This is a genomic window from Vibrio renipiscarius (assembly GCF_000827885.1).
GTDB lineage: Bacteria > Pseudomonadota > Gammaproteobacteria > Enterobacterales > Vibrionaceae > Vibrio > Vibrio renipiscarius.
Genome location: NZ_JTKH01000019.1, coordinates 46,939 through 59,156 on the forward strand (window position 1 = coordinate 46,939; position 12,218 = coordinate 59,156).

11 protein-coding genes are annotated in these 12,218 nt (G+C 45.8%); 6 read left to right on the forward strand and 5 right to left on the reverse strand.

Annotated features, from left to right (window positions below; genetic code table 11):
• Positions 1 to 61: 61 nt before the first annotated feature.
• The 4 genes from mscS to epd all read right to left on the reverse strand — a co-directional run bounded on the left by mscS (position 62) and on the right by epd (position 4,797).
• Positions 62 to 928 carry a small-conductance mechanosensitive channel MscS gene (mscS, locus tag OJ16_RS10325; protein ID WP_040990095.1) on the reverse strand — a complete coding sequence of 289 codons (867 nt, stop codon included), beginning with the start codon at positions 926 to 928 and terminating at the stop codon, positions 62 to 64.
• A gap of 296 nt (positions 929 to 1,224) precedes the next feature.
• Positions 1,225 to 2,301 carry a class II fructose-bisphosphate aldolase gene (gene fbaA, locus OJ16_RS10330; protein ID WP_040990097.1) on the reverse strand — a complete coding sequence of 359 codons (1,077 nt, stop codon included), beginning with the start codon at positions 2,299 to 2,301 and terminating at the stop codon, positions 1,225 to 1,227.
• A 156-nt stretch (positions 2,302 to 2,457) separates the two neighbouring features.
• Entirely contained in the window at positions 2,458 to 3,618 is a 1,161-nt protein-coding gene (locus OJ16_RS10335; protein ID WP_040990099.1) for a phosphoglycerate kinase, read from the reverse strand.
• Positions 3,619 to 3,771: 153 nt separating this feature from the next.
• On the reverse strand, positions 3,772 to 4,797 hold the full coding sequence (gene epd / locus OJ16_RS10340; RefSeq protein ID WP_040990101.1) for an erythrose-4-phosphate dehydrogenase: 1,026 nt from the start codon (positions 4,795 to 4,797) through the stop codon (positions 3,772 to 3,774).
• A 199-nt stretch (positions 4,798 to 4,996) separates the two neighbouring features.
• Between epd and OJ16_RS20215 the strand changes: the two genes are divergently transcribed.
• Positions 4,997 to 5,233, forward strand: a complete 237-nt coding sequence (locus OJ16_RS20215) for a hypothetical protein (protein ID WP_040990103.1) — start codon at positions 4,997 to 4,999, stop codon at positions 5,231 to 5,233.
• Between the two features lie 104 nt (positions 5,234 to 5,337).
• Here the strand turns inward: OJ16_RS20215 and tkt are convergent, their stop codons facing one another.
• On the reverse strand, positions 5,338 to 7,332 hold the full coding sequence (tkt, locus tag OJ16_RS10350; RefSeq protein WP_040990104.1) for a transketolase: 1,995 nt from the start codon (positions 7,330 to 7,332) through the stop codon (positions 5,338 to 5,340).
• 322 nt (positions 7,333 to 7,654) lie between these two features.
• On the opposite strand from tkt, the gene metK reads away from it, so the two are divergent.
• The 5 genes from metK (at position 7,655) to rsmE (ending at position 12,217) form a co-directional block, all read left to right on the forward strand.
• Positions 7,655 to 8,809, forward strand: coding sequence for a methionine adenosyltransferase (metK, locus tag OJ16_RS10355; RefSeq protein ID WP_040990106.1), 1,155 nt, complete (start codon positions 7,655 to 7,657; stop codon positions 8,807 to 8,809).
• Between the two features lie 326 nt (positions 8,810 to 9,135).
• Positions 9,136 to 9,933 (forward strand): DUF2189 domain-containing protein, encoded by a 798-nt coding sequence (locus OJ16_RS10360; protein ID WP_040990109.1) that lies wholly within the window; start codon positions 9,136 to 9,138, stop codon positions 9,931 to 9,933.
• 109 nt (positions 9,934 to 10,042) lie between these two features.
• Positions 10,043 to 10,540 (forward strand): SprT family zinc-dependent metalloprotease, encoded by a 498-nt coding sequence (locus tag OJ16_RS10365; RefSeq protein ID WP_040990111.1) that lies wholly within the window; start codon positions 10,043 to 10,045, stop codon positions 10,538 to 10,540.
• A gap of 75 nt (positions 10,541 to 10,615) precedes the next feature.
• On the forward strand, positions 10,616 to 11,338 hold the full coding sequence (locus OJ16_RS10370) for an endonuclease (RefSeq protein WP_040990113.1): 723 nt from the start codon (positions 10,616 to 10,618) through the stop codon (positions 11,336 to 11,338).
• Positions 11,339 to 11,485: 147 nt separating this feature from the next.
• Positions 11,486 to 12,217 carry a 16S rRNA (uracil(1498)-N(3))-methyltransferase gene (rsmE, locus tag OJ16_RS10375; protein WP_040990115.1) on the forward strand — a complete coding sequence of 244 codons (732 nt, stop codon included), beginning with the start codon at positions 11,486 to 11,488 and terminating at the stop codon, positions 12,215 to 12,217.
• Position 12,218: the final 1 nt, after the last annotated feature.

The window sequence follows — 12,218 nt, forward strand, 5'->3', positions numbered from 1 at the left end:
ACATAAAAAAAGCGAAGCCTAGGCTTCGCTTTTTTGAAACGGTTCTAACTACAATAAGTAATTACGCTTCCACCTTGTTGAGGTGTACGTCCATTTGCGGAAAGGGAATCTCGATGCCATTCGCATCCAACGCCTCTTTGATCGCTTGGTTAGAATCAAAGTAAACGTCCCAGTAATCCGCTGTTTTACACCAAGGGCGAACAACAAAGTTTACTGATGAGTCCGCAAGCGCAACCACACCAATAGTGATGTCGTGGTCTTTTAGAATACGCTCATCTTTTTCTAGTGCTTCTTGGATAACTTTCTTCGTCAGTTTAAGATCTGAGCTGTAAGAAACGCCAATCGTTAAATCAACACGACGAGTATCATGACGTGAGTAGTTGGTAATCGGGCTACCGATAACGCCTGCGTTTGGTACGACAACCATTTTGTTGTCTGGTGTTTTTAGCACAGTTTGGAAGATTTGAATTGCTTCAACGCTACCAGCAACGCCACCCACTTCAACATAATCGCCTGATTTGAATGGACGGAAGCCAACAATCAATACGCCTGCTGCGAAGTTAGATAGTGAGCCTTGCAGAGCAAGACCAATCGCTAAGCCTGCGGCACCGATAACGGCAACCACTGATGCGGTCTGTACCCCAATGCGGCTTAGTGCAGCAATAAGCACAATCACAAATAATGTGTAGCGGACGATACCATGGATAAACTCAATAACGGCTTTATCCATTTTCTTTTTATCAAGCATCTTCGCGACGCTATTCGCCACCATTTTTGCAACGATATTACCAATAAATAGAATCAGTACCGCTGAAATGATATTCACGCCATACTGAATCAACAGATCCGAATTGCTGTTAAGCCAAGTCTCAGCTTTTGCTAAACTATCCACCAATGGAGTTTGGATGTCCACAGACTCACCTGCCATATTAATTTCCTCTCAAATACATGCGACTTTAAAAAACGACAATATCCCTATACATCTACTGAGCAAATGTCAGTTTGCGGCAAGATAGCCCAGTTTATGGTTTTAGCAAAGTAAAGATTATGCAAAAACAATCAAAACAAAGAGTTACATACCTAAGTGATGTTGGCTGTTAAAGCCTACTCATTACCGTTACATTTCGCCACATTTTTTTATCAAAAGTCGTGTCATATTAAATTACAGGCATAAAAAAACCCGCTCAAAGAGCGGGCTTTCAACATTCTAATTCTTAAATAGAATTATAGTACGTCGATTGCGTTTAGGTCAGCGAATGCTTTCTCTAGACGAGTAACCATTGATGCTTGACCAGAGCGTAGCCATACGCGTGGATCGTAGTACTTTTTGTTTGGCGCAGATTCGCCAGTTGGGTTACCGATTTGACCTTGTAGGAAATCACGGTTTTCAGCTTCGTAAGTACGGATGCCGTCCCAAGTTGCCCACTGTGTATCAGTATCGATGTTCATTTTGATAACACCGTAGCCGATAGACTCTTGGATTTCAGCTTCAGAAGAACCTGAACCACCGTGGAATACGAAGTTTAGAGCGTTAGGTGCGATACCGAACTTCTCTGCACAGTATGCTTGAGAATCACGTAGGATTGTTGGAGTTAGTACAACGTTACCCGCTTGGTAAACACCGTGTACGTTACCGAAAGATGCTGCGATAGTGAAACGTGGGCTGATAGCCGTTAGTTTTTCGTATGCGTAAGCAACGTCTTCTGGAGAAGTGTACAGCTCAGATGCGTCCATGTGAGAGTTATCAACGCCATCTTCTTCGCCACCAGTACAACCTAGTTCGATTTCTAGAGTCATGCCCATTTTCGCCATGCGAGCTAGGTATTGACCAGAGATCTCGATGTTCTCTTCTAGAGACTCTTCAGAAAGGTCGATCATGTGAGAAGAGAATAGTGGTTTACCAGTTTGAGCGAAGAACTCTTCACCCGCGTCTAGTAGGCCGTCGATCCAAGGAAGCAATTTCTTCGCAGCGTGGTCAGTGTGAAGGATTACTGGAACGCCGTAAGATTCTGCAACAGCGTGAACGTATTTAGCGCCCGCTACTGCGCCAAGGATTTGTGCACCTTGACCTTCAAGTTTAACGCCTTTACCAACGAAGAAGCCTGCACCGCCGTTAGAGAACTGAACTACAACAGGAGCTTTAACTTTAGAAGCCGCTTCTAGAACACCGTTGATAGAGTCAGTGTTAACTACGTTAACTGCTGGAAGAGCAAATTTGTTCTCTTTTGCTACTTCAAATACTTTTTGTACGTCGTCGCCAGAAATAACGCCTGGTTTTACGAAATCGAAGATCTTAGACATGGGTTGTAGTCCTATTTATCTGTCGTTTTAAAAACTAAAACTAATTATTAATTTAAATTTGCAATCGTTTGCTCACAACTCGCGGTATTCTAACAGAGAATTATGTGACTTGCAGCAAACAAGAAAGCGGAAGATTTCTCTCCCGCTTTCTTTGAATTATTTAGCGCGTGACTCTAGCATTTCAACTGCTGGAAGTACTTTACCTTCAACGAACTCAAGGAATGCACCGCCGCCAGTAGAGATGTAAGAAACATCTGCTTTGATACCGAACTTGTCGATAGCTGCTAGCGTGTCACCACCGCCCGCTACAGAGAAACCTGCAGACTTAGCGATTGCTTCAGAAATACCTTTAGTACCTGCTTCGAAGTTCTTGAACTCGAATACACCTACAGGGCCGTTCCAAAGGATAGTTTTTGCGTTCGCGATGATGTCCGCTAGAACCGCTGTTGAATCTGGACCTAGATCGAAGATCATGTCGTCATCTTGAACGTCAGCAACGTTCTTGATTTCAGCTTCTGCGTTTTCATCAAATGCTTTTGCACAAGCAACGTCAGTTGCTACTGGAATTGCACAGTCTTTCATTAGTTTTTTAGCGGTTTCAACTAGGTCTGCTTCGTATAGAGACTTACCTACGTTGTGGCCTTCAGCGGCAATGAAAGTGTTCGCGATACCACCACCAACAACAAGTTGGTCAGCGATTTTAGATAGTGACTCAAGAACAGTCAGCTTAGTAGAAACTTTAGAACCACCAACGATAGCGACTAGTGGACGCTCTGGGTTGCTCATCGCTTTACCAAGTGCTTCTAGTTCAGCTGCTAGTAGAGGACCAGCACAAGCGATATCTGCGTGCATGCCTACGCCGTGCGTAGAAGCTTGTGCACGGTGAGCAGTGCCGAATGCATCCATTACGAATACGTCACATAGTGCTGCGTATGCTTTAGATAGTTCTTCTTCGTTTTTCTTCTCGCCTTTGTTAAAGCGAACGTTTTCAAGAACAACAAGCTCACCAGTGTTTAGCTCTAGACCGTTTAGGTAGTCTTTCGCTAGTTTCACTTCGCAGTCTAGTGCGTCGTTTAGGTAGTTAACTACAGGAGCTAGAGAGAACTCTTCTGCGTATTCGCCTTCAGTAGGACGACCTAGGTGAGAAGTAACCATAACTTTCGCGCCAGCTTCTAGGCAAAGTTTGATAGTTGGTAGAGATGCAAGAATACGTGCATCTGAAGTTACTTTACCGTTTTTTACTGGTACGTTTAGGTCAGCACGGATGAATACGCGTTTACCTGCTAGATCCAGGTCGGTCATCTTGATTACAGACATGATTTGTCCTCTCAAATATTAAATAAATAAAGTTTTTGGAAACCCGGCAATCCTGCCGAGCCTAATAATTCTTCAAACTAATTACTGATATGGAGCTTACTCTTATTTATTTCAAGGGTGAAAATAAATAATTCCTACTCATCAGTTGAGGCCTTATTTAGAGATCTGCATCACAAGAGCAGTATCCAACATCCTATTCGCAAAGCCCCATTCGTTGTCGCACCAAACGAGCATTTTTACTAAATGTCCGTTACTCACTCGGGTCTGAGAACCATCTACAATCGCACTGTGTGGATCATGGTTAAAGTCTACCGAGACAAGCGGCGCTTCAGTATAGTCAACTATATGACGTAATGTACACTGAGATGCATTAACAATGGTTTGATTTACGTCATTAACTTTCACATTCGTACTAATCGTGACACTTAAATCCATCGCCGTCACATTAACCGTCGGCACGCGTACGGAAATAGCTTCAAACTTGTTGGAAAATTTCGGGAATATTCTTTCAATCCCTTTATGTAATTTAGTATCGACGGGGATGATCGATTGGCTTGCAGCTCGAGTTCGACGTAGGTCTGGATGATAAGCGTCAATGACTTGTTGATCGTTCATTGAGGAGTGAATCGTCGTGATGGTGCCAGAATCAATGCCAAAGGCATCATCTAATACCTGAATGATCGGTACGATACAGTTGGTCGTGCAAGAGCCATTCGAGACGATGGTGTGTCCAGGGGTTAACGTGTGATGATTCACGCCATAGATAATGGTGTTATCAAGATCATTCGCGCCAGGATGTGAGAAGAGCACTTTTTTTGCGCCCGCCTCGATATGCGCAAGGCCATCCGCTCGGCAACCATAAACCCCGGTACAATCAAGTACGATATCAACGTCCAAATCACGCCACGGCAACAGTTCTATGTCGCCAATATGCAAAATTCGAATCGTATCGTGCTCACCCGATTGGTGATGTATGTAGAGATGTTCTTGGTCATGGCTGATTTTTTTCGCAAATCTACCATGACTGGTGTCGTATTGAAGTAAGTGCGCCATTGCCTCTGGTTGAGCCAATTCATTGACTGCCACTACTTTGATCTGTTGATGCTTGCCGCTTTCATACACCGCTCGCAACACATTACGACCGATCCGTCCAAATCCATTGATCGCAACTTTCAGCATAATTCCATCGCCTATCGCTCTTTAATGTCACATCGTAAATACGTGCCACAAATACTAACCGATCTCCTAATAAAGCGCAGTAAAAGAGTGATCCTTCCCTAATCAAGAAATGAATGGAGGGGCGTGATGAATCGCACGGTGGCATTACGGCTTATACTTGTGCATTTATTATTCAATACATAACTTAAAAGGATTTGGTATGTCCCTCTCAAGCGATGCTCATTTTTGCAAAAAATGTCAAAAAGACACCCCATATAGCGAGATATTGGTGCGCAAACCAAGCAAATACGATACTGACCGGAGTGTTATTGGGCGAATCAAATTATTTGCGCACACCTTTATCAATGGCGGCAACTATCACGACATGGATCGATATGTCACCTGCAAAGTTTGTGGCTTAAAAGAGCTCGACAATAAAGGCCAAGAGCACGAATAGCTCATCATTCTGCTACTGATAAAAAATACCGATATAAAAAAACCGAGCTAATCGCTCGGTTTTTATGTTTAAGAAGCTATTTTTATTTAGCTAGCAAGCGGCAATTAAGCCAATAGCTCTTGCGCAGTGTTCACGACGTTTTCAACCGTGAAGCCGAACATTTCAAACAGTTGCTCAGCTGGCGCTGATTCACCGAATGTCGTCATACCGATGATACGACCATCAAAACCTACGTACTTGTACCAGAAGTCAGCAATGCCCGCTTCAATCGCGATACGCGCTGTCACATCTGATGGCAATACTGATTCACGGTAAGCCGCATCTTGCTTATCAAACGCATCGGTTGCTGGCATTGATACGATACGTACCGCTTTGCCTTGCGCCGTTAGTTCTTCTGCCGCTTTCACCGCTAGCTCAACTTCAGAACCCGTTGCGATAAGGATTAGCTCAGGCTTGCCTGCGCAATCTTTAAGGATGTAGCCGCCGCGCGCGATGTTCGCCACTTGCTCTGCATCACGAGGTTGTTGTGCTAGGTTTTGACGCGAGAAGATAAGCGCTGATGGGCCATCTTTACGTTCAATCGCCAGTTTCCATGCCACTGCAGACTCAACTTGGTCACATGGGCGCCATGTGCTCATGTTTGGTGTTAGGCGTAGAGAAGCAATTTGCTCAACCGGTTGGTGAGTCGGGCCATCTTCGCCCAGACCGATAGAGTCATGGGTGTACACTTGGATGTTCTGAATCTTCATCAGAGCAGCCATGCGCATCGCGTTACGTGCGTATTCCATAAACATAAGGAAAGTCGCACCGTAAGGCACGAAACCACCATGCAGAGCGATACCGTTCATGATCGCCGTCATGCCGAATTCACGCACACCGTAATGGATGTAGTTACCAGAGAAGTCTTCTGCGGTTAACGACTTAGAGCCAGACCACATGGTCAGGTTAGAAGGCGCTAGGTCAGCTGAGCCGCCCATGAACTCAGGTAGCATCGCACCAAACGCTTCTAGTGCGTTTTGAGACGCTTTGCGTGATGCAATGTTAGCTGGGTTTGCTTGTAGATCCGCAATGATTTGCTGAGTCTTCTCTTCCCACTGCGCTGGCAGTTCACCGTTTACACGGCGCTTGAACTCTGCCGCTTCCACTGGGTAAGCGGCTGCGTAAGCGGCGAATTTTGCATCCCAAGCCGCTTCTTTATCTGCGCCGGCTGCTTTTGCATCCCACTCAGAGTAAACATCCGCTGGAATTTCAAATGCAGGGTGTTCCCAACCTAGGAATTCACGCGCCGCGGCGATTTCTTCTGCACCCAGTGGCGCGCCGTGACAATCATGAGAGCCTGATTTGTTTGGCGAACCAAAACCGATGATGGTTTTAGTACAGATTAGCGTCGGACGAGGATCCGCTTTTGCCGCTTCAATTGCCGCATTGATTGCGTCAGCATCGTGACCATCAACCGCTGGGATAACATGCCAGCCGTACGCTTCAAAACGCTTAGGCGTATCGTCAGAGAACCAACCTTCCACGTGACCATCGATTGAGATGCCGTTGTCATCCCAAAATGCAATCAGTTTTCCTAGACCAAGCGTACCCGCAAGAGAACAAGCTTCGTGCGAGATGCCTTCCATCAAACAGCCATCACCCATGAACACATAAGTGTGGTGGTCAACGATGTCGTGGCCTTCTTTATTGAACTGAGCAGCCAGTGACTTTTCAGCCATCGCCATACCAACAGCGTTGGTGATGCCTTGACCTAGAGGGCCGGTTGTCGTTTCGATGCCTGGTGCGTAACCGTATTCAGGGTGACCTGGCGTTTTAGAGTGCAGTTGACGGAAGTTCTTAAGGTCGTCGATAGACAGCTCGTAACCACTTAGGTGTAGTAGAGAGTAAATCAGCATTGAACCGTGGCCGTTAGAAAGAATAAAACGGTCACGATCAGCCCACTCAGGGTTCACTGGGTTGTGGTTTAGGTGAGAACGCCAAAGTACTTCAGCGATATCAGCCATACCCATTGGTGCGCCAGGGTGGCCTGAGTTTGCTTGTTGAACGCCATCCATGCTCAGTGCGCGGATTGCATTTGCTAGGTGTTTACGAGAAGACATGTCTGCTCCTAAGTGCAAGTAAGCGAATTAATGTAGGGGGATTTAATAGGCCAGTATTCTCTCAGAGCCCCCATAGCACTGCAAACGTTTTCCTGACTTAAAACACACAAATATTCTGCTTTTATCGACTATTTCCCCCGTCTTCGAGCATTTACCAAAGAATAAAGCAAACGATTGGTTTTTAGATAGTTGAAAAAAGAACTTGTAATTCGAACATTCAAATCTAGAATAGACGTCTAGATGTAGAAACACCTACATAGCTGAAGACTACTTTTGATACAGATATCGATTGTCTGTATCGACGAACAAACATGGAGTTCACATGGCTAAGCACCTATTTACCTCTGAGTCAGTTTCAGAAGGCCATCCAGATAAAATTGCAGACCAAATCTCGGATGCGGTTCTTGATGCGATCTTAGAACAAGACCCGAAAGCACGTGTTGCGTGTGAAACCTACGTAAAAACCGGCATGGTAATGGTCGGTGGTGAAGTGACCACTTCTGCATGGGTTGATATCGAAGAAATCACCCGTGAAACCGTACGTGATATCGGTTACGTACACTCAGACATGGGCTTTGATGCGAACTCTTGTGCAGTATTAAACACGATCGGTAAGCAATCACCAGACATCAACCAAGGTGTTGATAAGGCTGACCCTAAAGAGCAAGGCGCTGGCGACCAAGGCATCATGTTTGGTTACGCGACAAACGAAACTGACATTCTAATGCCTGCACCAATCACTTACTCTCACCTGTTGATGAAAAAACAGGCAGAAGTGCGTAAGAGCGGCAAACTAGATTTCCTTCGCCCTGATGCGAAATCACAAGTTACTTTCCAATACGATCAAGGCAAAATTGTTGGTATTGATGCTGTTGTTCTTTCAACGCAACACTGTGATTCCGTCACAACGCCAGATCTGCGTGAAGCAGTCATGGAAGAGATCATCAAGCCAGTACTGCCTGCTGAGTGGCTAAGTAAAGAAACAAAATTCTTTATCAACCCAACCGGTCGTTTTGTTATCGGTGGCCCAATGGGTGACTGTGGTTTGACCGGTCGTAAGATCATCGTTGATACCTACGGCGGCGCAGCGCGTCACGGCGGTGGTGCGTTCTCTGGTAAAGATCCATCAAAAGTTGACCGTTCTGCAGCATACGCAGCGCGTTACGTAGCAAAAAACATTGTTGCGGCTGGTATGGCTGACCGTTGTGAGATCCAACTGTCTTACGCAATCGGTGTTGCTGATCCAACCTCAATCATGGTTGAAACGTTCGGTACAGAAAAAGTATCACAAGAGATCATCATTGAAGCGGTTCGCCAACACTTCGATCTACGTCCATACGGCCTGCAAGAGATGTTGAACCTACTTCAACCAATCTATAAGCAAACCGCCGCTTACGGTCACTTTGGTCGTGAAGAGTTCCCTTGGGAAGCGACGGACAAAGCAGCACTATTGCGCGATTTCGCTGGCCTTAAGTAACACTTAAAGCAACGAATCTTTCAGCCCTTGCAGTTTACTGTGAGGGCTTTTTTCTTTTCACTGCCCTGCACTTTTTTCATCATACTTCCCCAACCTCCCCTTCAGCGTCGATCCGAGAATAATTTGTAAATTGGCACATTATTGCCAATAGTTAAAATAATGTTAAATATCATTTCTACACGTATAAGATAATGACTGATATTCAACACATTGATTTTTAAACCATGATGCCGGATAACGCGCGTTTGCTGTCCCGTCTTTCAGTCCGTCATTCAAACAACCACCAGCAGTCAGTGGGATCTGAGAGAGACCATCAAGGAGGAACTATGCCTCGAACTGTGAATCCATCGGACTTCAAAAGCGGAAAAAAAGAAGTCCCCAACCATGAATATGCTCGAACCATATCGTGTAACCAAGTCAGCATCAGTGCGCCTTTTCATTGGCTCGCGCTTGGCCTGCATGACTTGGTCAAAATGCCCATCATCAGTGCCTTTTATGGCCTGTGCTTTATGGCCGCCGCGATCGGCATTGTGCTATTAGTACAATGGCAAGGTACCCATTTAGTCGTCATGCCAAGTCTTGTTGTCTATATGCTTATAGGGCCTTTTTTAGCGCTTGGTCTTTATGATGCAAGTTGGGCGAGAGAAAGAGGACGCAGTGCCAGCTTATTTCATTCCATCAAAGCCATCAGTCGCAACTCTACCTCTCAGTGGGCCTTTGCTCTATTACTCGCGATGAGCATGATCTTTTGGATGCGAATTGCCGCTTTATTGCATGCTATCTATCCCTCAGTCCAAGGCGCACCGCTAGCGGATTTTCTCCCCTTCCTTATCATTGGATCGATCGTTGGTTTCGTTTTAGCCTGCGTCGTTTTTAGTTTGTCAGCCTTTTCGATTCCATTAATGATGGAGCGTCGCGTGGATATGATGACCGCTGTATTCACTAGCTTTAACGCCGTGAAAAGCAACATCCCCGCCATGATCGTCTGGGCGGCGATCATTTGTGGCGGCATCTTAATTGGCTTTGCGACCTACGGCATCGGCATGCTGTTTACTATGCCGATTCTTGGCTACGGTACTTGGCATGCTTATCACGAGGTCATCAAGAAGAAACATCACCCTTAACAGAATTTCCTTAACCGCATTTTCTTAACAGCGTTGATGCTTCGCTATATGATGCAGACAGCCCAGCCATTACGCTGGGCTCTTTTTATGGTTAAGGCGTGGAGAAAGCGTGGACAAAGAACTCAATTATCAGGCCATACGAAAAGTGGCAGAGTGCATCAAACTCGCTGAGCAGGCTTTTCAGCGCTCTTTTCCTCAACCGACACTCAGCTATCAATTACGTGGCAAAGCGGCTGGAAAAGCCTACTTGCAACTCAATCAGGTACGCATCAATCCGGTCCTCTTCTTGGAAAACCAGCATGCTTTCTTAGATGAAGTCATTCCTCACGAGGTCGCGCATTTAATTACCTATCAAGTCTATGGTCGTGTTCGTCCCCACGGAACGCAATGGAAAGGCGTGATGGAAAGTGTCTTTGCTATCCCAGCCCGAACAACACACTCTTTTGCGACCGAGTCTGTACAAGGCAAAACCTTTCAATATCGTTGTCACTGTCGCGACTACCCACTGACCATTCGCCGTCACAATAAGATCCTAAGAGGACAGATGAGCTATCGTTGTCAGCAATGCCAGCACCTGTTGAGCTTCACCGGTAAGCAACTCAGCTAATCACAAAATTATCACCGACTTGTTATTAAATTGAGTGATATCATGCAAAAAGACATTCCTTTATAAGACTTTTTCATGCGTAAACTCTCCTGTCTACTGCTTGCGTTTGCGGCAAGCAGTGTTGTAGCAGCTCCCCCGAGTTCCTTTTCTGCCGCCAAACGCGAAGCCGTAAGTATCTACAAAGATCTCGAGCGCGATCTTGATTACGCCACCAGCTTCTACTGCGGCTGTGACATTCAATGGCAAGGTCGAAAAGGCGTTCCTGATTTACAAGGCTGCGGCTATAAGATCCGTAAACAAACACAAAAAGTTCGCGCAACCCGTATCGAATGGGAACACGTTGTACCTGCGTGGCAATTCGGCCATCAAATGCAATGTTGGCAAAAAGGTGGGCGCAAAGAGTGCTCGAAGAAAAAATATCCGCAATTTCGCCAGATGGAAGCGGACTTGCACAACCTGACCCCCGCGATTGGCGAAGTCAACGGCGATCGCTCAAACTTCAATTTTAGTCAGTGGAATGGTGTGGATGGCGTCTCTTATGGTCGCTGTGAAATGCAGGTGAACTTTAAGCAACGCAAAGTGATGCCGCCCGATCGTGCCCGTGGTTCGATTGCCCGCACTTACCTCTACATGAGCCAAGAATACGGTTTTAACATTTCGAAACAGCAACAACAGCTGATGCTGGCTTGGAATAAACAATACCCCGCAGACCGATGGGAATGCGAACGCGATAAACACATTGCGAAAGTACAAGGCAATCACAACCCGTTTGTGCTTGAAGCTTGTCGAGCTCTATAATTTATCCAAAACACCAATATTCTTATTGGGCTGAATCGCAACAGGTCACTCAACGTAACGAATGACAATGAGTAAACCCCTTGTTTTTTCGGCCCAATGCATCCATGTTACTCTTTATAACTCTCTTTTGGCTGGAACTTATACACCATGCGAATCCCACGAATTTATCATCCAGAAATCATTCAACAACTCGGTATCGTTGAACTTAGTGACGATGCCGCAGGCCATATAGGCCGAGCTCTTCGCATGAAAGAGGGACAAGAAGTTCTATTGTTTGATGGCAGCGGCGCAGAATTTCCGGCGACCATCAGCGAAGTCACGAAAAAAACCGTGCACGTAGAAGTGACCGAGCGCGTTGAACGCAGCAGCGAATCCCCTTTAGATCTTCACCTAGGTCAAGTCGTGTCACGCGGCGATAAAATGGAATTCACCATTCAAAAATCGGTTGAGCTGGGCGTAAATACGATCACGCCTCTAATTTCTGAACGTTGTGGCGTCAAACTCGATCAAAAGCGTTTCGACAAGAAACTCGAACAATGGCAAAAAATTGCGATTAGCGCTTGCGAGCAATGCGGCCGTAACACCGTGCCAGAAATCCGTCCAATCATGAAATTGGAAGAGTGGTGTGCCGAAGAGTACGACGGCTTAAAGCTGAATCTGCACCCACGCGCAAAATATTCGATCAATACTCTACCAACTCCTGTTGAGAAGGTTCGACTATTGATTGGCCCTGAAGGCGGTCTATCGAGCGAAGAAATCGATATGACTCAAGATTATCAATTTGAAGAAACGCTTCTCGGCCCACGTGTTTTACGTACCGAAACGGCGGCGTTAACAGCAATTACAGCTCTACAGGTTCGCTTTGGCGACCTAGGCTAAC

Coding starts and splice junctions, on each gene's coding strand:
- mscS (WP_040990095.1), bottom strand. CDS start 928: ATGGCAGGTGAGTCTGTGGACATCCAAACTCCATTGGTGGATAGTTTA.
- fbaA (WP_040990097.1), bottom strand. CDS start 2,301: ATGTCTAAGATCTTCGATTTCGTAAAACCAGGCGTTATTTCTGGCGAC.
- OJ16_RS10335 (WP_040990099.1), bottom strand. CDS start 3,618: ATGTCTGTAATCAAGATGACCGACCTGGATCTAGCAGGTAAACGCGTA.
- epd (WP_040990101.1), bottom strand. CDS start 4,797: ATGCTGAAAGTTGCGATCAATGGATTTGGACGGATCGGTCGTAATGTG.
- OJ16_RS20215 (WP_040990103.1), top strand. CDS start 4,997: ATGTCCCTCTCAAGCGATGCTCATTTTTGCAAAAAATGTCAAAAAGAC.
- tkt (WP_040990104.1), bottom strand. CDS start 7,332: ATGTCTTCTCGTAAACACCTAGCAAATGCAATCCGCGCACTGAGCATG.
- metK (WP_040990106.1), top strand. CDS start 7,655: ATGGCTAAGCACCTATTTACCTCTGAGTCAGTTTCAGAAGGCCATCCA.
- OJ16_RS10360 (WP_040990109.1), top strand. CDS start 9,136: ATGCCTCGAACTGTGAATCCATCGGACTTCAAAAGCGGAAAAAAAGAA.
- OJ16_RS10370 (WP_040990113.1), top strand. CDS start 10,616: ATGCGTAAACTCTCCTGTCTACTGCTTGCGTTTGCGGCAAGCAGTGTT.
- rsmE (WP_040990115.1), top strand. CDS start 11,486: ATGCGAATCCCACGAATTTATCATCCAGAAATCATTCAACAACTCGGT.